24 protein-coding genes are annotated in these 21,193 nt (G+C 59.5%); 4 read left to right on the forward strand and 20 right to left on the reverse strand.

Features of this window, described 5'->3' with window-relative positions:
- Positions 1-57 precede the first annotated feature (57 nt).
- Both C8N42_RS17500 and C8N42_RS17505 read left to right on the forward strand, forming a co-directional pair.
- Complete coding sequence (locus C8N42_RS17500; RefSeq protein ID WP_074637369.1) at positions 58-2,046, forward strand: ATP-dependent nuclease; 1,989 nt, start codon at positions 58-60, stop codon at positions 2,044-2,046.
- On the forward strand, positions 2,046-3,917 hold the full coding sequence (locus tag C8N42_RS17505; RefSeq protein ID WP_067294461.1) for a UvrD-helicase domain-containing protein: 1,872 nt from the start codon (positions 2,046-2,048) through the stop codon (positions 3,915-3,917). The genes C8N42_RS17500 and C8N42_RS17505 overlap by 1 nt, the downstream gene beginning before the upstream one ends.
- Positions 3,918-3,979: 62 nt before the next feature.
- On the opposite strand, the gene C8N42_RS17510 is transcribed toward C8N42_RS17505, so the two are convergent.
- The 16 genes from C8N42_RS17510 to C8N42_RS17580 all read right to left on the reverse strand — a co-directional run bounded on the left by C8N42_RS17510 (position 3,980) and on the right by C8N42_RS17580 (position 16,907).
- The gene (locus tag C8N42_RS17510) at positions 3,980-5,329 is read right to left on the reverse strand and encodes a hypothetical protein (protein WP_107817817.1); all 1,350 of its coding nucleotides are present in this window, start codon (positions 5,327-5,329) and stop codon (positions 3,980-3,982) included.
- Between the two features lie 78 nt (positions 5,330-5,407).
- Positions 5,408-6,484: a TrbL/VirB6 family protein gene (locus C8N42_RS17515; protein WP_107817818.1), complete on the reverse strand. Its 1,077-nt coding sequence runs from the start codon at positions 6,482-6,484 to the stop codon at positions 5,408-5,410.
- 12 nt (positions 6,485-6,496) lie between these two features.
- Positions 6,497-6,910 carry a hypothetical protein gene (locus C8N42_RS17520; protein ID WP_043755080.1) on the reverse strand — a complete coding sequence of 138 codons (414 nt, stop codon included), beginning with the start codon at positions 6,908-6,910 and terminating at the stop codon, positions 6,497-6,499.
- On the reverse strand, positions 6,907-7,101 hold the full coding sequence (locus tag C8N42_RS17525) for a DUF4177 domain-containing protein (protein WP_043755076.1): 195 nt from the start codon (positions 7,099-7,101) through the stop codon (positions 6,907-6,909). The genes C8N42_RS17520 and C8N42_RS17525 overlap by 4 nt, the downstream gene beginning before the upstream one ends.
- Positions 7,098-8,084 (reverse strand): ATPase, T2SS/T4P/T4SS family, encoded by a 987-nt coding sequence (locus C8N42_RS17530; protein ID WP_043755074.1) that lies wholly within the window; start codon positions 8,082-8,084, stop codon positions 7,098-7,100. The genes C8N42_RS17525 and C8N42_RS17530 overlap by 4 nt, the downstream gene beginning before the upstream one ends.
- 4 nt (positions 8,085-8,088) lie before the next feature.
- Entirely contained in the window at positions 8,089-9,468 is a 1,380-nt protein-coding gene (locus tag C8N42_RS17535) for a TraB/TrbI/VirB10 family type IV secretion system protein (protein ID WP_043755071.1), read from the reverse strand.
- Positions 9,465-10,151 (reverse strand): TrbG/VirB9 family P-type conjugative transfer protein, encoded by a 687-nt coding sequence (locus C8N42_RS17540; protein ID WP_173585992.1) that lies wholly within the window; start codon positions 10,149-10,151, stop codon positions 9,465-9,467. The genes C8N42_RS17535 and C8N42_RS17540 overlap by 4 nt, the downstream gene beginning before the upstream one ends.
- An 11-nt stretch (positions 10,152-10,162) precedes the next feature.
- Positions 10,163-10,816 carry a VirB8 family type IV secretion system protein gene (locus tag C8N42_RS17545; protein ID WP_043755065.1) on the reverse strand — a complete coding sequence of 218 codons (654 nt, stop codon included), beginning with the start codon at positions 10,814-10,816 and terminating at the stop codon, positions 10,163-10,165.
- A gap of 15 nt (positions 10,817-10,831) precedes the next feature.
- Complete coding sequence (locus C8N42_RS17550; RefSeq protein WP_043755082.1) at positions 10,832-11,641, reverse strand: type IV secretion system protein; 810 nt, start codon at positions 11,639-11,641, stop codon at positions 10,832-10,834.
- The gene (locus C8N42_RS17555; protein ID WP_173585991.1) at positions 11,641-12,795 is read right to left on the reverse strand and encodes a lytic transglycosylase domain-containing protein; all 1,155 of its coding nucleotides are present in this window, start codon (positions 12,793-12,795) and stop codon (positions 11,641-11,643) included. The genes C8N42_RS17550 and C8N42_RS17555 overlap by 1 nt, the downstream gene beginning before the upstream one ends.
- On the reverse strand, positions 12,785-12,952 hold the full coding sequence (locus C8N42_RS21690; RefSeq protein WP_008327378.1) for a hypothetical protein: 168 nt from the start codon (positions 12,950-12,952) through the stop codon (positions 12,785-12,787). Before C8N42_RS21690 ends, C8N42_RS17555 begins: the two co-directional genes overlap by 11 nt.
- A complete protein-coding gene (locus C8N42_RS17560; RefSeq protein ID WP_107817819.1) occupies positions 12,949-15,324 on the reverse strand; it encodes a VirB4 family type IV secretion/conjugal transfer ATPase in 2,376 nt (791 codons plus the stop codon). Before C8N42_RS17560 ends, C8N42_RS21690 begins: the two co-directional genes overlap by 4 nt.
- Positions 15,314-15,592 carry a VirB3 family type IV secretion system protein gene (locus tag C8N42_RS17565; protein ID WP_008282962.1) on the reverse strand — a complete coding sequence of 93 codons (279 nt, stop codon included), beginning with the start codon at positions 15,590-15,592 and terminating at the stop codon, positions 15,314-15,316. The genes C8N42_RS17560 and C8N42_RS17565 overlap by 11 nt, the downstream gene beginning before the upstream one ends.
- The gene (locus tag C8N42_RS17570; protein ID WP_012187163.1) at positions 15,585-15,878 is read right to left on the reverse strand and encodes a TrbC/VirB2 family protein; all 294 of its coding nucleotides are present in this window, start codon (positions 15,876-15,878) and stop codon (positions 15,585-15,587) included. The genes C8N42_RS17565 and C8N42_RS17570 overlap by 8 nt, the downstream gene beginning before the upstream one ends.
- On the reverse strand, positions 15,875-16,495 hold the full coding sequence (locus C8N42_RS17575; protein ID WP_107817820.1) for a lytic transglycosylase domain-containing protein: 621 nt from the start codon (positions 16,493-16,495) through the stop codon (positions 15,875-15,877). Before C8N42_RS17575 ends, C8N42_RS17570 begins: the two co-directional genes overlap by 4 nt.
- Positions 16,496-16,538: 43 nt before the next feature.
- Complete coding sequence (locus C8N42_RS17580; protein ID WP_107817821.1) at positions 16,539-16,907, reverse strand: hypothetical protein; 369 nt, start codon at positions 16,905-16,907, stop codon at positions 16,539-16,541.
- A 210-nt stretch (positions 16,908-17,117) separates the two neighbouring features.
- Between C8N42_RS17580 and C8N42_RS17585 the strand changes: the two genes are divergently transcribed.
- Positions 17,118-17,369, forward strand: coding sequence for a hypothetical protein (locus C8N42_RS17585; RefSeq protein ID WP_073038180.1), 252 nt, complete (start codon positions 17,118-17,120; stop codon positions 17,367-17,369).
- 124 nt (positions 17,370-17,493) lie between these two features.
- Complete coding sequence (locus C8N42_RS17590; RefSeq protein ID WP_017470289.1) at positions 17,494-17,751, forward strand: helix-turn-helix domain-containing protein; 258 nt, start codon at positions 17,494-17,496, stop codon at positions 17,749-17,751.
- Between the two features lie 517 nt (positions 17,752-18,268).
- On the opposite strand, the gene C8N42_RS17600 is transcribed toward C8N42_RS17590, so the two are convergent.
- The 4 genes from C8N42_RS17600 to C8N42_RS17615 form a co-directional block, all read right to left on the reverse strand.
- Positions 18,269-18,964 carry a hypothetical protein gene (locus C8N42_RS17600; protein WP_245890250.1) on the reverse strand — a complete coding sequence of 232 codons (696 nt, stop codon included), beginning with the start codon at positions 18,962-18,964 and terminating at the stop codon, positions 18,269-18,271.
- 124 nt (positions 18,965-19,088) lie between these two features.
- Entirely contained in the window at positions 19,089-19,613 is a 525-nt protein-coding gene (locus C8N42_RS17605; RefSeq protein WP_425430535.1) for a L,D-transpeptidase, read from the reverse strand.
- A gap of 141 nt (positions 19,614-19,754) precedes the next feature.
- The gene (locus tag C8N42_RS17610; RefSeq protein ID WP_088726085.1) at positions 19,755-20,312 is read right to left on the reverse strand and encodes a methyltransferase family protein; all 558 of its coding nucleotides are present in this window, start codon (positions 20,310-20,312) and stop codon (positions 19,755-19,757) included.
- Positions 20,309-21,193: cation diffusion facilitator family transporter (locus C8N42_RS17615; RefSeq protein ID WP_107817824.1), on the reverse strand; the 885-nt coding region annotated here is incomplete at its 5' end. The genes C8N42_RS17615 and C8N42_RS17610, both read right to left, overlap by 4 nt.

Raw genomic sequence — 21,193 nt, forward strand, 5'->3', positions numbered from 1 at the left:
GGCCTTCGGGAATTTGCAGAAAACCGATTTGAAAAAATAGAACGCTAGGGAATTCGGATGAAGATTGACACACTTTTTATACGGAACTTCCGATGCTTCGGCGCAGAGGCTGAAACTCTCAGGTTTGAGAACGGGGTTACGGCATTGGTTGGCGGAAACGGAGCCGGAAAAACGGCGGCGCTTCAGGCGTTAGCACGGCTTTTTGGTGTCTCAAGTGCAGAAAGACAGATCCAGACACGCGATTTTCATCTTAGGCCTGACCAAACCGAGCTCGATCCTGGAGCGACGCTGTCGATCGAGTGTATCCTGTCCTTCCCAGAATTAGACGGTCTTGACGAGGCGGCGGCGGCCGACGCCGTGCCGGATTTTTTCAACCATATGGCAGCAACCGGCCCTGGAGAACCGCTTAAAGCGCGCATGCGCCTGCAGGCAGTCTGGACGGATGACGGAACGCCCGATGGTACGGTGGAAGAGGACATTCGCTGGATTGGTACGCTCGGTGATGATTACGATTGGGATGAGTGCCAAAGGGTCGCCGCCGTTGATCGTGGCACCATCCAACTTGTTTATGTGCCGGCGACCCGTAATCCGGCGGATCGTGTCACTGATTTGCTTAAGGGGCGTTTGTGGCGGGCTGCGAAATGGTCGGATCGCCTGTCCAAGACGACCGAGCGCGGAGCCAAGCTCATCCAGAAGCGTTTTGAGCGCGAAGCACCCGCAGAATTCATCGTCGAGCGGCTTACGAAGCGCTGGCGGCAGGTCCACGAAGCCGACACAGATACGACGCCAGTGCTCAGACTTGTGGAAAGTCGGCTCGAGGAACTGGTCAGGCGCGTCGAATTTGCATTCCATCCCGATGAGGCCGGTCGCGAGCGGGCGCTTGTCGACCTAAGCGACGGTCAACGCTCTCTGTTTCATATAGCTCTAACTGCGGCGACGCTTGAAACTGAAAAAGATGCTCTGCGACTGGCCGCTGCCGATAGCCCGTTCGATCAGGAAAAGCTGCGGCGTGCTCATCTTACGATTCTGGCCATCGAAGAACCGGAAAACAGCCTGTCGCCGTTCTTCCTCTCTCGCATTATGAACCAAGCGCGCGACATCGGAGCGCTCAGCTCGGCGCAAGTACTGATCTCTAGCCACAGCGCTAGCATTTTGAGCCGTATCAAGCCGGACGAGGTGCGCTACTTCCGGCTCGATACGACCAGCAGGGCCTCATCGGTGAAATCTTTGACGCTACCTGACGATGCGACCGAGGCGGGTAAGTATGTCCGGCTCGCCGTGCGGGCGTATCCGGAGCTCTACTTCGCGCGGTTCGTCATCCTCGGCGAGGGGGACTCCGAACGAATTGTGTTGCCTCTGCTCGCGGAGGCGATGGGCGTCCCTCTTGATCCTTCTTTCGTGCCTGTTGTGCCGCTCGGCGGTCGCCATGTCGATCACTTTTGGCGGCTTCTTGACGCGCTGAAGATACCGCATGCAACGCTGATTGATCTCGACCTGGGGCGCTCACATGGCGGTGCGAACACGATAAGGGCGACCGTCGGATCGCTCGCCGAAATTGGAAACGATCTCAGCAACAACTTGGATGTGATGATGGAAGTGGTCGAGCTCGCCAACCTTCCTGCCCTGTCCGACGAAGAGATGACTGATGGATTTGCTGAAAACAACTGGATGCAGGCGCTGAAAGACGAAGGTGTTTTTTTCTCCGATCCACTCGATCTGGACTTCGCGATGCTCGCGGCATTTCCAGACGCCTATAAGGAGCTCGATCCGGGCGCGCACGGTCCTGACGACAGTGAAGAGGCCTTGGAGCGCAAGAAAGCCGCCACTCTCAAAAAGGGCGGGAACGCTGGTCTCTACGATCCTGAGTGGGATGATTGCTTTATCTGGTATCCATACCTGTTCTTGAGCCGAAGCAAGCCTGAAACGCATCTGGCCGCGATTAATCGCATTCCGAAGGCAGATCTTGCCGCAAACGCTCCGCCTGAACTGTGCGCGCTGGTTCAACATGTCAAAATGAAGCTCGGTCTCGAGAACGGCGCAGATTGATGTTGGTGCTTCCCGATGATTGGAGGCCTCAGGGCGTCGACGATCTCGAGCCGGGCGCGTGGCAAGCGCTGCGCGAAACGGACCGAAGCGTATGCGTTACCGCCGGCGCAGGCGCGGGCAAGACAGAATTCCTAGCGCAAAAAGCAGCATACCTCCTGCAAACTGGCATCTGTCTGCCGCCCAAATGCATCCTGGCCATCAGCTTTAAAAGGGATGCTGCACAGACGCTCAAGGCGCGCGTAGGCAAGCGTTGTCCGCCCGATCAGGCGCGCCGTTTTCACTCGCTTACCTTCGATGCGTTCACCAAAAATATGTTAGACCGCTTTCGGGCCGCGATCCCTCAACCCTTTGGGCCGCCCCGCAACTATGAAATTGGGTTTCCGCGGCGCGATGATTTGGAGGACTTCCTCACCCGGAGCGGTCGGCGTGACATCGGCTGGCAAAAATTCGAAAAGGCGATCGCACGCGCGCCGCTTCCGTTCGATGCGGAGGGAATACCACCGGCTTGGCGCGAGCTACTTCATACTTATTGGCAGGAGCAATTGGAGCGTCCAACCGGTACGTTGCTCTCGTTTGCCATGATTAACAGACTTGTCGATTATTTGCTGCGCGAGAACCCCGCGATACGGCGTGCCCTGCAGCTCACCTATCCCTTCGTTTTCCTCGATGAATTCCAAGATACGACATATGCACAATATGATCTGGTGAAGAGTGCTTTTCATGGCAGTGATGCCGTTTTCACAGCCGTCGGCGACGACAAGCAACGCATTATGGGCTGGGCCGGGGCGATGGACAACGCCTTTCAGGAATTTGCTTCTGACTTCAATGCAGTGAACGGAGCGCTACGCTTTAACTGGCGGTCTCATGCGGATCTGGTCGCCATTCAACAGGTGATTGCGGAGCGCATCGATCCAAACGTAGAAGACGTTGAAGCCAGGGGGCAGCGCGCCGTCGACGGTCAGGTCGCTGCGCTTTGGCGTTTCGATACACGCGAGCAGGAAGCACAGCAAATCGCGGCTTGGATCGATAGAGAAATTGAGCACGGCATTCTGGAGCCGCATGATTGCGCCATTCTCGTGCGTATGCGCGCCGACGATGTTGAAGCCGAACTGACGGACGTATTTGCAGCGCAAGGCCTGAAGATCAGAAACTTGGCGCGTAGTGTTGGTGGAATTGCGATTCAGGAACTACTTGCCGAAGAACTGACAGGTATCTTTATACCGCTCTTGAGGCTCGGTACTGGTGAACGTAGCCCGGGTGCCTGGAACGCCACTCAAGAACAGCTGCAAGCGCTATTCGCCATCGATACTGGCGATGAACGAGCCCAGGAGCGGCTGCAGCGAAGTATTGAAGAATTCTCCTCCACTTTGCGTGCGGCTATGCGCGATAACGAACAGAATGGCGAGAGCGCGGCAAATGTGTTTCAGATCGCCCTTGAATTTGTCGGTGCCGATCGGCTGCGCCAGGCTTTTCCCGCCTATAGACGGGACGCGGACTTCGAACGGGTACGGACAGGGTTCATCACGCTGTTTTGCGAATGCGCCGAAGCTGTGGACGCTTGGTCAGACGCTCTCGATCGCTTCGAAGGCATAGGCCAGGTGCCACTTATGACGATCCACAAAAGCAAGGGTCTTGAGTTTCACACAATGATCTTCTTTGGTCTCGATGCACAGACTTGGTGGAGCCTTTCACCCGGACGGGATGAAGAGCTGAATTCCTTCTTTGTCGCCTTCACGCGTGCCATGCAAAGGGCCTTCTTCGCTTATTGCAGTGAGCGCGGACAAGCGATCGGATGGCTTGAAAACATGTTGCTGCCGGCCGGTCTGGAGCGGGTCGACGGGCTCCTGCACCTTGCGGTTGGAGATGAATAGCAAGTTTAGTTTCAATCCACGGCTTAGTGGCCCGTTGGTGCACACGGGGGTATGATCCCGGCTCAGAAGAAGGTGATCTCCCGCAGACCTTGAAATGCACCTTCTCTAAACGCGCCCGTTTTATGCAGCCGAGGGAAATCTGGAAGCCTGTCTAGCTCGACTAACGGAAGCAAAATGTCAGCGCTGAACCATGGCATTTTCGCGGACCTGCTTTCATCATACATCTTCGAAAGTGCCCTTCCGACCGCATAGGCTCCGGCCAAGTCAATTTTGGAAACGCGTGTTCTATTTCTGGGCAGCAGGCTCCCAGTTGTCGATTTACCGCCGACATTGAAATAGATCAGGTCATGGCCCCACCCGAGGCGTATGATATGTGTCCGGTCGGACCGTTGGATTGAAACTCCCGGATATAGGTCTCTGACCCAAACCTTATGTTCATCGCACCAGTCGAGGGCTTCCTTCAGCATCGCTACGCCGCCGAGGTCTTTCTTCCAGATCGGACATAGGTGCTGAAACCCGGCGAATTTGACCCGCTTCTGACTTCTGATGTCATTGGCAATGAAAGCGCCTTCGCGCGTGACCTTCGGAGACCACATTTGTTCCTCGAGCGTGGCTGCGTCCTCCAAACCTATGTGTAAGTCATGAATCGCAACTTTGGTATCCGCGGAAATGGTTCTGTGTCGTGCTTCAAGCAGTGTGATGGGCGGTAGCGGTTTCCTCGGGTATTGGTCGAGGATCGAAGGCCCGTTGGGTCGAACGATATCGTCAGAAACATCAACTGGTCTGTCCGTTTTCACGTCGTGGTCGACCAGCCAGCGGTACGGTGTCCCGAGGTCCATAGGATCATCATTCATGAGCGAAAGATGTGGCAGACCTTTTTTGAGGAACGCCATGATCTCGCGCGTATCCTGACGTTCCGCCCCCATGAGGCGTCCGTGAAAGGATTGGCGGTCTGACTTGCTTTGACGGGCTTTCAGTGTGTTTTCGATGCGCTCTCGTTCGATATCGCTTAGCTGGCGCCGCATGTACGCAATCGAAACATCTACGTCCCCATAGTCGTCAAGCTCCTCGAGCGCGCTGCCGAACAGCTTCAATGTGATACGTTGCAGGCGGTTCGGATCGCTGTTGATGACCTTGGCCCGAGCAAGCAGTTCAGAAATGATGGTCTGAACCTTATCGCGCCCGATGCGCTTTCGCTTGGATTCCGTTGCGAGGCGAGTTCCGTTCGGCGTTAGCTGCCAGTAAAACAAACCGTCAAGGATGTCGGCAGGCTCCAAGTACCCAGCCTCGGCCATCTGGCGCAAGACTCGGTTGGCGTGATGTGCATCGCAATCCAGAACACGAATTGCCTCTTCAAGTCCGACAGATCTTCCATTCACTGCTGAACGCAGGATTGTTTGCACCAGCTCCAATAGTACCGTTCTTACTGGTGAATGTTTAAGGGACCTCCGTTCATCCATGGCTCGGTAGCCTTGCAAAACAAAACTTCTTCATCTCCGCCCCAGCCTTCCCAACCGAGCCAGTTGCGCCAGCATCTGGGACCCGGCACCCGGTGACCCTGTGCCGCTTCCCTGACCCGTCTGCCCCATGCCTTGCCGCACTGGCATCTGCTGCACACCAAAGAACTGCCGCGCTCTAAGGGCGGCATATTCCGCGCCACTGGCACCGCCGATCAGATAGCGGTTGTAGGCCTGCTGGCTGCCCATGGCGGCGCGGGCGAAGCTGTAGCCCCCGCCGAGACCTCCGGAGAGGGCGGGCATCATGATGTTGCCGGAGATCGCGCGAACGATGAAGGGCGTTGCGATGATGAAGCCCTTGGCCATGAGCACCATCATGAAGAAGGGAATGAGCGCGCCGATGTTTGAGGCGCCTTCAGGATCGCCAAGCTCGCCGATGAGTGCGGAGGAAACGCCGGTGATTGTCGCGAACACGCCGGCGACGACGATGGGGTAGAGCGCAAAGGAAACCAGCGCCGACAGCCAGCGCGCGAAGTAGTCTTTGGTCACCTCGAAGAGTGTCAGGAATATCATGACCGGCGCGATCCCGATCAGAAGCGCGATCATCAAACGCGAGGCCACGAGAATGAAGGCGGCCAGCCCGCCGAGGATGGAAAGCAGCAGCACCCCGACAATGTCGAGCATGGCCCCTGCCATCCAGTTCAACTCGGAACCAGCGGCATTCAAATAGTCCCCCAACTCGGCGATCAACCGGTCGAATTCTTCGGCGAAGGTACCAGAAGGGCCGGGAGTCCCACCACCGACCGAGGCCACGAGCGCCCCTGCAATGCTGTCGATCCCGGCAAGGATGGCGGATGAGAGCGCGTTGAACTGCACCCAGTTAGTCGCGAATATCCCGATCAGTCCGATCTTGACCGCGAGCCAGAATGCCGTGCGCCCGTCCATCGCCTTGTACTGGTAGATCATGTTGAGGAACACAAGGATCACCACCAATGTTGTTCCCAGCACCAGAAGCGTGCCGACAGTAGCTGCAACGGAACCGAACTGGGTTTCCGCCGCGGTGTCGAGATAGCCTTGGGAGGTTTCAACGAAATATGTGACGACGCTCATCGGGGATCAGCCTTACCAATTGCCCGCAGCGTCGCAGATGGCTTTGGCCTCGAGGCGAACGTCGTTGGCGCGTCGATTGTAGGTTTCGGAAGCTTCCAGCATTTCCCAGCGTTCGCCACTGGCGTGGCGCTCACGAAACACCGCCTCAGCTGCGTCCCAAGATGGGAACCTGGTCTCGCAATCGCAGCTGCCGGACTCGACAATCCGCTCGAGGTTTTGGGCGCGATAGATGTCCTGGACCAATACGCGCTGATAGGCTTGGCGCAGGGGGATTCCTTGCATCCAGCTGGGCTCAGCGGGCCGGTCCGGACAGACGTTGAAGCTGCGATCGAGCGTCGGCACTAGATTGCGCTCGGCGAAGGCGGGGACAGCCAGTAGGCTCAGGGCCACTCCGGTCAAAGCAACGCTTAGCCGTGCCAGCCTCATGCCGTGGCTCCGATGGTGGTCGTTTCGCGTTTCAGGAAGACCGTGTGCCCAACATTCGCGAATTCCGAGGAGCTGATCGACACCACCTCCCAGCCTTCCGCACCTTTGGCATTCAGGCTGGCTTGCATGTCGGCAAGGCTGGTTTTGCGGGTCATGGGAAAGGACAGGATATCGTATTCAAAGGTTTTCATTGGGAAGCTCCGATCTCATTGGTGCCGGGGAGGTAGAATTCGGTGATGCCGCGTTTGCCATCATGGCGACCGGCCTGGATGATTACGTCGATGGAGTTCTCGATGTACTGGATCATGTCGGCATAGGTCATCGGGATCTCGGTCTTGAGTGCGGCGATGGCCAGACGCTGCACGGCAAGTTGCGGGGTTTCTGCGTGCAGCGTGGTCATTGAGCCGCCATGGCCAGTGTTGATCGCCTCGAGGAAGGTCATGGCTTCCTTGCCGCGCACCTCGCCCAGGATGATCCGGTCGGGGCGCATGCGCAACGTTGCGGTGAGCAGCACATCGGCGGTCTGGAACTCCGCATCGCGATTGGCGATGAGGGTCACGGCATTGGGCTGGGTCGGCAGAAGCTCGGCGGCTTCCTCGATGGTGACGATGCGTTCCTCGGATGGCACGTGCGAGAGGATCTTGCGTGCAGCCACGGTCTTGCCGGTGGAGGTGCCGCCAGAGACGATCATGTTAAGCTTGTTGTCGACGCAAAAGGCCAGCGCATCGTCGATCACGCCCGCGGCCACCACTTCGCGCAGTTCGTGGGTTTTCTCGAGGCGGAGTTCTTCAAGCTTGCGTTCCTTGCCAAAAAGGAAATCAAGCGCAATCCCGTCAAGCGGCAGGCTTGAGAAGAACCGAAGGCTGATCGACATGGCCGAGAGCACGGCAGGCGGGGTGATGACCTGTGCGCGGATCGGGCGCCCCTTGTAGGTGATCGAGACCGAGACGATCGGGCGGTCCTTGCTCATCGTTGTGTTGGCGGAAGAGGCGATCTGGTTGCCGAGGTCCTTCACTTCTGTTGCGGTCAACGCCTGGTCCAGCCTCCGCATGAAGTGATCGCCCTGGAATTCGCCCCAGCAGGTGCCATCAGGGTTGATGCAGATCTCGATGACATCGTCGCGAGCGGCGGCGTCGATCCGGTCGAGCGAGGTTTCGAGATAGCTCAGCGACATGGGCTCAGAATATCTCCAGATCGCGGTCGACCATGACCGTGACGCGGGCGCCCTGGTCGACATAGATGACGGGGCCGATGGAGAGGTAATCGCCTATGACGCTGTCCGTGGCATCTGCCAGATCATCGCCAACGTCTTCGAGAGCGTCGGCGGCAGTCTCATCCTGGACTTCGGAGGCGGCAGCACTGGGTGCTGCTGAGATCAGCGAGATCAGGGCGGCCGACCCGAAACGCTCGGCGAAGCGTGTGTCCACGAAACCGGTGACGCCAGAACGGCCCAGTTCATCACCTCCGAAGGAGCTGATCTGGACGGTCTGGCCCGCGGGCAGGATGATCCGGTCCCAAGCGATAGTCACGCGGCGCTGCGCGATATCGACGCCAGCGCGGTAGCGCCCGATGAGACGGGATCCGCGGGGGATCAAGAGGCGCGCGCCATCGACGCTGTAGACATCCTCGGACACCACGGCACGGGTCTGGCCGGGCAGGGAGCTGTCAAGGGCAGTTTCCATGACGGCCTGGATCATGGTGCCCTGTAGAATCGTGTTGGAGGGATTGGCGATCACCTCGGCCTGCGTCACGGTAGAGGGCAGCGCCCCGTTCAGCACGAAATCCGTCACCTCGCCAAAAGTGCGTTCGGTCAGAGCTGTTTCATTCGCTCCGGAGGCACCGCCAAAAGCGATGGTCGGCGAGGCGATGCGCCGCTCCTGGAAGGCGCGTTCCTCCGCGGCGCGGCGTTCAAGTTCCGCGAGCCGTCTTGCTTCTTCCTCGCGCCGGAGCCGCTCTTCTTCCCGCGCGCGTAACTCGTCCTCGGTGGGCCCGATGGGTGCCGGAAGGGGCCGGTTGGCCTCAAGCTGCGCGAGCTCAAGGTCCATGCGGAGTTGCTCCAGTTCGCGGTCGCGCGCCGTGAGCTCATCGCGAAACTGCTGTTGCGCGGTTTCCGACGCGGCTTGCAGGGCCGCGATCTGCGCGGTCAGCGCGTCAATCGCATCTGCGGCAGCGGTGTCTTCCTCGACAACTGGTTCAGGGGCGTTGCGCAACTCCTCGATCTGGGCCTGCAGCGCGGTGATCTGCGCCAGAAGCTCCGCGTTGGGCTCGACTGGATCCGGTCCGACAAACACAACCTCGGGCTCGGGCGGGGGCAAGGTCTCGATGGCGCCAAAGCCGTCCCCCTCGTTTTGGAAGACATCCGGGGTGGCCGTCGGCAAGGCTTCCTCTTCGTCGGGCTGTGAGAGAAGATAAAGCAGGGCACCACCCGCGCCGATGACGAGGACCACGATCAGCGCGAGAAGGGGCGACCGGCGCTGCGCCGCCGTGGGGGCGCGGGCACTGCCTTTCTCAAGGGCGGCGAGGCGTTTTTCCAGCTCGGTGTTCTCGGTATCGCTCATGAGGCGGCCTCCGCGGGCGGGATCGCCTCGATGCAGACCACCTCTTCGCCAAGTCGCAGGACCCATTGGCGGTTTACGCCGCTGACGCGGATCACACCGTCCTCAGGGGTTTGCGTGTTGACCGTGCGTTCACGGCCGCCCGCGTAGCGGAAGATCGCTGGCACAGGTGCGTTTCTTGGAAAGGCGAAATACGTGAACGTCCCGTCATCCCAGATGCGGGTTGGCGTGAACTCGGTCCGCGCGCTGGCGCCGTAATTGTAGTTCGGCGCTTGGGCGGCGATGGCCCGGATCGGGCGCGCAGCGTCGTCAGGGTAGCGGAACTGCACAACGTAGAAGGTCGGGCTGCGGACCTCCTCGACGTTGAAATAGTAGCTTCGCCTGTTCGTGTAGACCGTCACATTGGTATGGACACCGCGCGCGACGGGCTTGATTGCAAAGGCCTGACCACCGGGGACGCCATCGATCTCGAAGCCTTCCGTGTCGCCCGCGATGATCGAGCGGATGCTTTCACCCTCACCGAATTCGACCGTGGTCACATGGGTGAGCGACACGCTGAGACGGTAGACCTGACCCTCCTGGTAGGTGGCCAAGCGCACTCGGCTGTCGTTGGGACCGCCACGCGGGATGGTTTCGGCAGAGGCGAGGCCGGGCAACAGGGCAATGACAAAAATAAGCGATCTCATATACAACAACGTCAGTTCTCCAATCTGTCGGAGCGGATGGAATATTCGCGCACGGTGAAGCCGAAGGGGTTGGTCCAGACCTCGTCGATGGAGCGGCGGGTCTCCGGGCGGAACTCGAAGAGAAGCGTCGCAGTGAAGAGGCCGGTCTGGGTGCCGTTAATGGACGTCAGGCGCTTGCGCAGGCGGACCGTCGCGCGGTTGGTTCCGATCCGGTTGATGCTGAGGATTTCCACGTCGAGCCTGGCGTTGGGGCCATAGACGGTCGGCGGGTAATTCTCGTTGGCGCTGTTCCAGATCTGGCGCAACCCGCTCTCGGCAGCTCCGTCCGAGCGGCGCAGGACGCTGCGGATGCGCAGGTCGTTGTCGAGCTGGTTATAGACCTCGCGGTCGGTCACGTAGCGGAAGACCTCCGCCTCGATGATCGCCTGGTTGGCTGTGACAGACGTCGCGCCCACCGAAGCCTCGGGCAGGGCAAAGCCGGTGGCGGGATCATAGGGCACGACCACAGGCGGCGGATCGACATCGAGGATCGCGACAGCCGCCGCGCTCAGGCATCCGAGAATGCCGAAGATGAGCCCGATGAGCCCAAGGCGCTGCCAGAGGCGTTCACGGCGCAGAGCACCATAGACCAGCTCTTCTTCGATGATTTCCTGTTCACTCGCCACGCGTCATGCCTCAAATCAGTCTGCGCGCAGGTCCGGCAGCGTAAAGTCCATGAAGCGCTGCTCTTCGGCGATGGTGGCGGCATCGATCACGCCGCCGGTGCCATCGCCCACGGTCTGGATGGCTTCGAGTTGCCACATGGCGACCAGTGCAATGGCGAGCTCCGCGGTCACGCGCGTGTTGAGATCGATGCTTTCCTTTAGTTCGTCCATGTCGTCGATGAGCCCGACAAGGCGGTCGACCCGCTCGAGCGATTGGCCGGCATCCTCATAGCTGTTCTGGGCTGCCGCCGAGACAAGGGCACCGGTGGTGGCCTGCGTCGCCACGCGGTTGGCCCCGGGATTGCCGCTCGTGGCCATTTCCGAGAGGGTGTCATCGTCAAATCCGAGATCGGCCAGCACCCGATCCATCTGGGTTTCGATTTCGCCCGCGCCGGAGCCCGAGAGGCCCGAGAAATCTCCCGTCTTGATCGCCTCAATCGTGGCGAGGATATCGCCGAACTCTTGGTCGAGTAGGCCATTGAGTTCGTCTTCCATCTCGGTGCGGATGATTTCTGGAAGCTCGGCGAGGCGGGTGAGGGCCTCGTAGGTTCTTTGCAGCTCCGCGAGTTGGTCCGTGAGAAGGCCGAGCTGTTCGCGGAGCTGCGTCAGCTGCTCGTTTTGCAAGATCTCGTCCTCGATCATCTGCCGCAGCTGCTGGATGTTTTGCGCGATGTTCTGGGTATCGACGACGGGCACGCCTTGCGCGAGGACGGGGGATAGGGCGCCAAGATGCAGACCAACCCCAAGTGTCGTGGCCAAAGCTGTCCTCAAGAGCAGATGTCCCATCATTCAATCTCCCTGATCGTAAAATCCATGAACGCGCCTTCGGCCATGCGGGCGCTGGCCTGGGCCAGCTCTTCGGCGGAGAGCACGCGGGTGCGGGCGGCCTGAAGCCGGATGCGGGCGGCCACGAGACGCACGAGTTCGGCGCGGGCATAAGTGTTGAGCGCAACGCTCTCCTGCACATCCTCGGTCTCGGAAATCCGTTCGACGATATCCGCAATACGTAGGGCGGCTTGCCTGATCGCGGCGGGTGAGTTGTTGCCATAGAAGGCCGCGCCGTGCCCAGTGAGCGAGAGGTTGGCATTGGCCAGAAGCGCGGGGTCGATCGTGCCAAGCGCTTCGATCCCGCCGATACGGGTCAAATAGAGGTTATAGCGTTCGGGGATCACCTGGACGTAGTGCTGGGTCTCGCGAAAGGGTGGCACGCCGCCATACTCGAAAACCCGGCCGGGTCCCGCGTTATAGGCCGCGAGCGCATTGATGATATTGCCGTCGAAGGTGTTGAGCTGTGTCGCGAGATAGCGTGCACCGCCATGCACCTGCAGGTAGGGGCTGTCATAGTATTCCGGATTGATGCCCAGATCGCTGGCGGTACCGGGCATGATCTGGGTGAGGCCAAAGGCGCCGACGGGAGAGCGTGCACCGATGGTGAAACGGCTTTCCTGCCAGATCAGCGCCTGTAGGAGTGCGCGCCATTGGACCGGGGAGAGGCCCGCGCGGCCAACGCCGGCAAAGCCGCTGGTCTCCTGAGCCACGCGGATAATGAGCTGCTCGATGTTTTCCGCCGCATCCCCGAACATCTGCGCACCGCCGGGATTGGGGTCGATGTCGGCATTGCCATAGACCGCCTCGACTGACCGGGCCGGATCCCCGCTGCCGCTTTCCAGCCCCGAGACCATAGCCGGCAAGCCCTGACCGCCGAAGCTGGTCTGGGCATCGAGGATGCGTTGCAGGGTTTCCAGCTGCTCCCGTTCGATCTCGGCAATGAGTTCGCGCACGGCAAGCTTGTCGGCCTGAACGGCCAAGTCAGCCTCGCGATCGCCAGTCTCGACGATGTCACGCGCGGTCAGCCCACTGTCATTGGTCGGCACGCCTTGAGACAAAGCGAGACCGGGCAGCAGGCAAAGGGCCAGGATATGAGGCAGGCTAGACTTCAATGTCGCCCTCCGGTGCGCCAAGGGGCGTGAAGGTGCAATCAGGCGAGATGGCTGTCGTGGAGGCGAGGAAGGTGAAGCAATTGGCCTGCGGTTCCTGGTACTGGGCACAGGAGGCCAACGCACCGAGCGCGGCAACGAACATCAAAATACGGGTCATGAAAGCCTCCAGAAATCAGGGCGGTCGCGGTAATCGGCGCCGACAAGCGCTTCGCCCTTTTCCATGCCGCCAAGGATGGTGAGATTGGGTCCAAGCGCGCTCAGATCGGCATCGACGACGATCGAGCCCTGATCGTCGCGGATCAGCGCCAAGCGGCTGTTGCTGCCCGTGTTGAGAAGGACATCGAGCTCCTTCTCCGTGAGGTTCAGCATGGCGTAGTCCGCTGGCTGCGCGCGGATATTGGGGAGCAGGATCTGCGTCGGCACCGCCTCGATGATGGTCTTGCCGGTCCGGGTGCGCTCGAGCTGGCTTGCGTATTGCGTCATCATCACCGCGACCGTGTTCTGTTTGCGCGCTGTCACCAGCCAGTTCGACAGCCGCTCGGCGAAATACGCGTTATCGAGGGCCTTCCAGGCCTCGTCGATCACGATGATGGTGGGGCGGCGGTCCTCGATTTCGCGCTCGACCCGGCGGAAGAGATAGGACAGGACCGCCATCCGTTCCTTGTCGGCCTCGCTGTCGAGAATGCCGGTCAGATCGAAGCCCACCACATCGCCCTTGAGCGAGAACGTGTCCTCGAGGCTCTGCCCGAAGATCCAGCCATAGCGGCCGTCCTCGGTCCATTCGAGCAGGCGCTGGTGCAGATCGCCGCCATCATCGGTGGACACAAAAAGCGATGCGAAATCCCGCCAGTTCCGCAGGGCCGGGTTTGTGGCCTGCGCGTTCTGGCGCACGACTTCCTGGATGCGATTGGTCTGGGCAGGAGTGAGCGGCTTGTCGGCGCGGTAGAGCAGGGTGACAAGCCAGTCCGAGAGCCAGGCGGTGCCGCGCGCATCGGTCTCGGTCCAGAGCGGGTTGAGGCCCGTGGGCTGACCGGCGTTCAGGGACGCGTAGCGCCCGCCATTGGCGCGGACCGCCATCTCCATACCAAGACGGTAATCGAAGACGAAGATCCGCGCGCCTGCGCGACGGGCTTGCGTCATCAGAAAGGCGGACAGCACCGATTTGCCCGACCCGGGCCGACCCATGATCAGGGTATGCCCGCTGGTCGGTTCTTTGTCCGGGCTGCCCTGCTCGTGGTAGGAAAACCGGTAGGCGCTCTGCTCCGGCGTGGGCAAATAAGTGACGACCCGGCCCCAAGGGGTAAGTGCTGCGGGTTTGCCGAGCTGCGTCCGGTGGAAGGCCGCAAAATCCGCGAAGTTGCGATTGGTGACGGCGCTCGCGCGGACACGCTTGGGCTGGTTGCCGGGATGCTGGCTGAGGTAATGGGCCTTTGCGGCGACCCGCTCGCCGATCATTTTCACGCCCTCGGTCGCGGCGGCATTCACGATCTCGGCGCTGAGGGTTTGCAGCTCTTCGAGCGTGTCGCAAAAGAGCGTCACGACCATGTGATGCTCGCCGAAGCTTTGGCGCTTGGCCTCGAGATCATCGGCGGCGATGTCGAGGGCTTCCAGGAGCGAGAGGGCTGCGTCCTGGCTGGCCTGCATCTGGCGCTTTTGCCGCTTGATGCGGCCCGCCATGAGGTTCGAATTGATCGGCGTGAAGGAGTGCGTCACGATCATGTCGACCGGCAGGTTCAGCATGTCGAACATGGTGCAGGAGGTGCCTTCCGAGTATTCCCCGATGGTGAAACTCTTGCCGTAGCGATGCCCCACGACGCCTTCGGAAAGCTCGAAATGATCGCCGTGAAACGTCACTCGCGTGTTGGCGACGTTGAAGGACAGGAAGCCATAGGTGTTCGCCGGATAGAGCGGCAGCTCCTGGCCAGTGTTGAGGGCGCCCAGAAAGCCGATCAACTCACCGCTCTTGGCCGAAAGCACGCGCGGGTTCAACTCCGTCAGGCCCGACAGGAACACGCTCACGGCCTCGCCCAGACGACGCAAACGTTTCTCCGTCGCTTCCTTCAGCCGGTCCGGCGCGCTGCGGCTCAGGAACGGCAGGAGGCTTTTCGGGGGCGGACGGTGAATGACGGTGAGCGTCAGCGTCTTGTCGCGCAGCCCGCTGGTCTCGAGTTTTGCGCGCCAGCGCCGGTCCACCTCGCCTGCGAAGCTGTCCTCACGGATCGGGTCGAGATCAGGTTTGATGGCCTTGGAGACCTTGTGGACGTAATAGCTGAATTCCGGCCCGAGCTGCGCGACGATGCGGGCAAAAAGCGCCGTCACCTTGTCGAGATAGGCATCGTCGGTCGTGTAGCTGTTGATCCCCTCGAGCCGAATGCAGCGGAAGAGTTCGTTCACCCGGGTCCGCACGGTCTGGTCGTCGACGAGGCTTACATAGGGCAGCATATGCGCGAGGCGGGTCTCGCGCGCATACCAGTCTGGCGTCATTGTGCGGGCATCGAGCGCAGCACCACGGGCGTCATCACGGGGCATAGCTGTCCCCGCCATGGATGGACCTGTTGCGCGTGGGCGGTGTCTCCTGCAGGGCCGTCATCATCACGTCGATGAAACGCGGGTCCCAATCTGCGGCCTTCCACAGCACCGGATAGAGCAGGGCGGCGAAACCCAGTACCGCGATGTGCTGGACCCAGACGAACAAGAGCACAGAGCCGAAGAGCCAGACCATCGCGTACATGATGGGCAGGCCCAGAAGCTTCGGCGGGCGCACGAGGCCCAGAAAGAGGGGCGAGCGTTCAGCCACCGGCGAAGACCGCGGCAACAATGGTGGGAGCGGCGGCAACACCAGCGATGCCCACGAGGACCCAAAGCGCTTGGCGCAGGTCGATGATGTTGAAGAACCAGCTCAAGAAAACGCCGAGGACCGCGAGTGTGGCGATGACCACACCAAGAGGGCCGGTCAGCGCATCGACAATGCCCTGCAACAAGCTCTGGATCGGGGAGAGATCGATGCTTTGTGCAAGGGCGGGCTCGGCAATGAACAGGAATAGCGCCAGCGAGGCGACAAAGAGGTTTGAAATCTGTCTCATGAATTTGATCCTTCCAATCGGGCCACGACAGCCATGACGCGGGCCACGTGGTTCTGGGTTTCTCGGTAAGGGGGAATGCCACCGTGTTGGCGCACGGCGTCCGGCCCCGCGTTGTAGGCCGCCAGCGCCAGATGCGGATCGCCGAAGGTTTCCAGCATCATCGCGAGGTAGCGGGCGGAGCCGTCGAGGTTCTGCAGCGGATCACGCGGGTCGACGCCCAGATCACGCGCAGTTGCTGGCATCAATTGACCAAGGCCAATGGCACCCGCACTTGAAATCGCATCCTGCCGGTAGGCGCTCTCAACCTCGATATTGGCGCGGTAGAGAGCCAGCCAATCCCTCATGGAGAGCTCTGCGCGCCGCAGGCCCGGATGGCCGGCATAGCGCAGGGCCGTTGCCTCGATGCCTAAGAGAACGTCTGCGCGGGGCAGGGGTGCTGGCTGGGCGAGTGCCGCAAACCTCAGCGCGTCAGGTTCGGAAGCTGCTTCAGTCTCGCCAAGAATGGCCAAACCATCGGACGCCGATCCCTGACCAATGCCGTCATTGTAGTTTCGAGCAAAGCTGCTTTGGGAGCGTGACGGGATCAGGGAGCCGTCGCTCTCCATGACCAGGACCATTTGAGCTGAGGCAGGTGCTGCGACCAGCCAGAGACAGACGAGGTTAGCTGCCAGCGCCCTTGTCTGATGGGGCTTTGTCTGGCGGCGCAAGTTTGTGCGTACGGCTTGTCCCCGCCTCAAGCGGCAGGTCGACATGCGCAAAACCAAGGCCAATGAAGAAAGACACCACGCCGGAGATCGTCTTGAACTCGCGGATCTTGATATCGTTGTAGGTCGTCCGCGTGCGGGCGGTGACCAGGAGCTTTTCCTCGCCATCATCAGAGACAATGCGCATGATCCAGACCCCGTAATAGCTGGGGCCTTTCTTATGTGCCGACTCCTGGCACAGGATTTCTGCGCTATAGCCGCTTTCCACGAGCTCGCGGAACCTGGCTTCCGTAACCACATTTGGTGCTTCGATGTCCCAGTTCATGGCCCGGCTCACGCTTTCTCCAATGGCGCGACCCCAGGCATTCCCACTTGAAGCCCAGAGTTACGATAGTATATTATCAACCGCAAGATGTAATATCATGCTTTAGCTGTAGTTTGGTCACGCAAACACTAGTCTCGGGCAGTGTCCGCAATCAAGGAGATAACAGGTTTGAGAAACCCGAGGTTGATATGCCTGCTCCCATTGCAAGCTCTGGTCCTTCTAATCTGCGTTTCCGGGCCGGTTTTGGCGGAATCCTGCTTCGCCCCGGCCCGTCCTTTCCTGCCAAGCGATTCGCAGGCGGCGCGGGACTATGCGGACATCATCCGTGGCGATTTCGAAGACTACATCCAGGATATCCAGAGCTACTTCCGTTGCCTCGACAGCGAACGCGCCCGCGCTTTCGAAGAAGCGCGCGAAGTCAGCGAGGACTATGGCCGATTTCTGCAATTGGTAGGGGATTGATGGGCAACCTCGGGAGCATCAGACTTGCAGCCCATGGAAACCAGACGCCGATAACACCCTCATATATCTACTTTTTAGATAACAGATTTCATCCGCTAGCGACGTCACAAAAGGTATGTGACGCGTGGCAAAGACAATCAGAAGCAAGGGACAAGTGGCACTCTGTCAGGCGTTGGTCGACGCCCGTGTCAAAGCGGGCCTTGGTCAGAAAGACCTGGCAGACAGGCTCAGATGCCACCAGTCCCTTATTGCCCGCCTTGAGAGCGGCCAGCGCCGGGTCGACGTTGTCGAGCTGGTCGTCTTGGCGCGCGCCATCGGCTTTGACCCGTTCGAGGTTCTGGCGATCGTTGAAGCCGCCACGGAGCCCGACCACAGGATTTGAAGCCAATGAATTGTTGAGAACACGGGAACCCACTTTCCCGGTCTGATGATCATTTCCTCATCGAGGACCAGTTAGCCAACATCAAAGAAGCCCGGCGCGCGGTCGTAGTGAACGCTCTGCAACCCCACGCCGCAATTCGCAGCGCCGCAGTGCAGGAAGCCAGTAAACAGTGAACGAAGATAAGGGTGAGGGCGTCGCGATCGCCAATCTGATCGGGACCGATGGGTGCAGTGTTGTTGGTTGGGTTTATCGCTGGAGGACAGGCTCACATGCGGTGATGTGGGACGTCCAAGGGCCCCAGCCGGTATCGGAAACCCGGCCGGATATAAGTGACGAACAGAAGCAAGAAATCGACTTCGATGCGCTGACGAGGATCGGAAGAAGCGACGACGGGTGAACAGAGCGAACCCGCGGTGTTTGCCTAAACGCCAAACAGCATGTGGACCGCGAAGCGTATGCGGTGCGGTCGTGCAAGCCAAAGAAGCCGTCTTCCATGACAAATCTACGTAGCGGCAGGTCAGTAGTTCACCTGCTCGAACCCGTAGTTGCCGTCATAGTCACGCCAATCGACGAAGACGGATCGGTGATAAATGCCAGGGCAATGCTCGCCCCAACGTTCAAGTCCCACATGGGCCTCGGGCAGGGCAGTTATCGAAGATCGCTGCCATGAGAAATCGCCTTGGGTCCCGTAGGTGCCGAGGACCACGGTCGCGCTTCGGTTACAATCCCCATCGCGCCCGGACTCGTGCTGTCGTGCATACCGTACATCGAAGACGCGGATGGACCGCACGAAATTGAACTCGGGACCGCTGATATCGATGTCCGCGCGATCCTGAACAAGCCGGAGTGCCTGGTCGGTGGGAACGAGATCATGGACTTGCAAGGATTGGAGCGGTCGACGGCTGTCCGTCTGGTAAAAGGCTTCAAAGATGCGGCCAGCGCTGTTTAATGGCCGATCGCTCTCATAGGAAGCGCCCATGGGACACCGCCAGATCTGCAGCGGCGGTTCCACCGGCCAGGGCGTAATCCGCCGGATGAATTCGGCGCGCGCCCGGGCGCAAGGGACGGAAGCGGGCCAGCCGCCCGACAGACACAAGAGGATCGCGCAATCGATAGAGTAGGTCTGCGCGCGGGCGGGCATCGGCAGCGAAAGACCTGTCACAGTTAGGGCAACTGCGACCGAGGCGGGGAGCTTATTGAATAGATGGCGCATGCTGAGAACCCTCTGTGACAAGGCTCAGCATACATACGATAATATACTATCGCAACACTAAGTACAAAGACGCATAATGAAGTTTATGTTAAAAATAGAAGTATCAGCCAGCTTTCCTTGGGTTTCAGAAAATCCTGACCTGGGTTCCCACTTCTGCCAGAGCAAAAAGTTCAGCAATGTGCTCGTTGTACAGTCCAATACAGCCGTTTGATGATTGCCGACCGATTTTGCGCGTGTCACCGGTTCCGTGCACCCGGTAATACTGCCACGACAGATAAAGTGCGTGTGTTCCAAGCGGGTTGTCAGGACCCGGCGGCCAATAGTCAGGCCATTCGGGGTTACGCTCTTTCATTGATGGAGTGGGCCGCCAACTCGGCCCCTCCACCTTCCTTATAACCTCTGTATATCCTCGGCGGGTCAACTCTTCCGATGCAGGGACACTCGACGGGTAGAGTTTGTAGACACTTTCGTCTTCCGACCAATACTGGACTGCACGCGAGTCGATGTCGCACAAAATTGCACCGTGCTGAAGGTTATCGAAGTGGTCTTGCCAGAGATCCGCACTAAAGGACGAAATATTTCTGCGTACCGCCGAGGGCTCCTGCTCCTGAGCACGGAGAAGGGAAGGTGTTGCCAGAAGTCCGATCATAGTTGTCGAGACGAACTGGCGTCGTGTTTTCAGTGTTTTTGTCATATGCCTTGCCTCACTCTTTTGTTGGCTGACGGATACGACCTCTAGAAGCTAGAGGTTCAACTGAAAAAACGATGACGTTCTCGTGAGGTCGCGAGTTTACAGGTATCGACGCGTTTCAGCGCAATAATCGCGATACTTGGAGCCGTATTGTTCATGCAGCCATGGCTCTTCCGCGAGCGGGGCAAGGGCCAGCGCGGCAACTCCAACGATGACGATAGGCCAAACCCAAGATGAGGCGAAGAGAAGACCAAAACCTATCAGGATGGCCATGTCGGCAAGGTACTGCGGATGCCGAGAGAAACGGTAGAGACCCGAAGTGATCAGCTCGTCTTTCGCACCGCTGGTGGCTTTCAGTCCAATGCTGAATGCCCCCCACCAGACAATCAGATTTCCGGTTGCGATCAAGAACGGCCCGACCGCCCAACGGAGTGGGTTGGCCATAGAAGCGGATTTCCAATCCAAGATGCCCAAACCGATCACCGCCCCAAACACGGCCAATGTGAGACCCCATGCAATGTTTGGTATTACTGAATGCTCTCTGTTTGGAGGCCAGATGCGCTTGGACGGGCGGGCGATCGACCAAAGGAGCGCACCAATCAAAACCAGACCGGATAGCAGGCCAACGACCACTAGTATGCCTTGGGCAATCGTCATGAGCGGTGTCCGAACACCTGCGCCTCCTGATGCGCATTGTCGCTCGCTTCGAATTCAAGCGTGGAATGCTCGATTGAGAAACGTTGATGCAGCACCGATTTGACGTTTTCTTTAATCTTGTCGGCCTCACCCATCCATTCGCGTTCGACGACAATATGGCAGTCCAATGCCGCAGCGTGCTCCTGCATTTGCCACAGGTGGACATGATGCACGTCCACAACGCCATCGACACTCTGGATCGCTCTGACCACGTCATTTCCATCAATATCTGGTGGGCTCCCAAGCATCAGGGTTCGAATTGGGCCCCCTATTTCGGTGAAGGACAAATACAGGATGTAGAGCGCGATGCCGATGGTGATGGCCGGATCAACCCAACGCATTTCATAGAGTATAATGAGCGTCCCGCCGACTATGACGGCCACTGAAGCCAACGCATCCGAAAGGTTGTGGAGAAAAAGCGCACGGATGTTCACGCTCCCCTTCTGCATCGAATAGGTCAGCATTGCGGTCAGCGTGTCGACCACAAGCGCGATTCCACCGAGAATGACGACGGTCCACCCCATGACTTCGGGTGGATCAATCATGCGCATGCCACCTTCGTAGATCAGATAGAAGCCGATCACGATGAGGGTGGTGTAGTTGATCAGGGCCGCGACGATTTCGACCCGGCCATATCCGAAAGTCATGCGCTCATCGGCCGGGCGGCGCGCGATCTTGCGTGCGGCGAAGGCAATGACAAGCGAGGCCATATCGGAAAAGTTGTGCAGCGCATCGGCGATCAGTGCCAGGCTGCCCGACAATATGCCCCCGACGATTTGCGCAACGGTAAGAAGCCCGTTCGCCCAGATCGCGATGGCAACCCGCCGATCGCCAGAATCCGG

The sequence above is a fragment of the Celeribacter persicus genome (assembly GCF_003050785.1).
GTDB classification, from domain to species: Bacteria; Pseudomonadota; Alphaproteobacteria; order Rhodobacterales; family Rhodobacteraceae; genus Celeribacter; species Celeribacter persicus.

Coding starts and splice junctions, on each gene's coding strand:
- C8N42_RS17505 (WP_067294461.1), top strand. CDS start 2,046: ATGTTGGTGCTTCCCGATGATTGGAGGCCTCAGGGCGTCGACGATCTC.
- C8N42_RS17515 (WP_107817818.1), bottom strand. CDS start 6,484: ATGAGCGTCGTCACATATTTCGTTGAAACCTCCCAAGGCTATCTCGAC.
- C8N42_RS17600 (WP_245890250.1), bottom strand. CDS start 18,964: ATGCGCCATCTATTCAATAAGCTCCCCGCCTCGGTCGCAGTTGCCCTA.
- C8N42_RS17610 (WP_088726085.1), bottom strand. CDS start 20,312: ATGACGATTGCCCAAGGCATACTAGTGGTCGTTGGCCTGCTATCCGGT.
- C8N42_RS17535 (WP_043755071.1), bottom strand. CDS start 9,468: ATGAGCGATACCGAGAACACCGAGCTGGAAAAACGCCTCGCCGCCCTT.
- C8N42_RS17580 (WP_107817821.1), bottom strand. CDS start 16,907: ATGAACTGGGACATCGAAGCACCAAATGTGGTTACGGAAGCCAGGTTC.
- C8N42_RS17520 (WP_043755080.1), bottom strand. CDS start 6,910: ATGAGGCTGGCACGGCTAAGCGTTGCTTTGACCGGAGTGGCCCTGAGC.
- C8N42_RS17540 (WP_173585992.1), bottom strand. CDS start 10,151: ATGAGATCGCTTATTTTTGTCATTGCCCTGTTGCCCGGCCTCGCCTCT.
- C8N42_RS17575 (WP_107817820.1), bottom strand. CDS start 16,495: ATGGTCCTGGTCATGGAGAGCGACGGCTCCCTGATCCCGTCACGCTCC.
- C8N42_RS17605 (WP_425430535.1), bottom strand. CDS start 19,613: ATGATCGGACTTCTGGCAACACCTTCCCTTCTCCGTGCTCAGGAGCAG.
- C8N42_RS17525 (WP_043755076.1), bottom strand. CDS start 7,101: ATGAAAACCTTTGAATACGATATCCTGTCCTTTCCCATGACCCGCAAA.
- C8N42_RS17570 (WP_012187163.1), bottom strand. CDS start 15,878: ATGAGACAGATTTCAAACCTCTTTGTCGCCTCGCTGGCGCTATTCCTG.
- C8N42_RS21690 (WP_008327378.1), bottom strand. CDS start 12,952: ATGACCCGTATTTTGATGTTCGTTGCCGCGCTCGGTGCGTTGGCCTCC.
- C8N42_RS17550 (WP_043755082.1), bottom strand. CDS start 11,641: ATGGGACATCTGCTCTTGAGGACAGCTTTGGCCACGACACTTGGGGTT.
- C8N42_RS17560 (WP_107817819.1), bottom strand. CDS start 15,324: ATGCCCCGTGATGACGCCCGTGGTGCTGCGCTCGATGCCCGCACAATG.
- C8N42_RS17500 (WP_074637369.1), top strand. CDS start 58: ATGAAGATTGACACACTTTTTATACGGAACTTCCGATGCTTCGGCGCA.
- C8N42_RS17530 (WP_043755074.1), bottom strand. CDS start 8,084: ATGTCGCTGAGCTATCTCGAAACCTCGCTCGACCGGATCGACGCCGCC.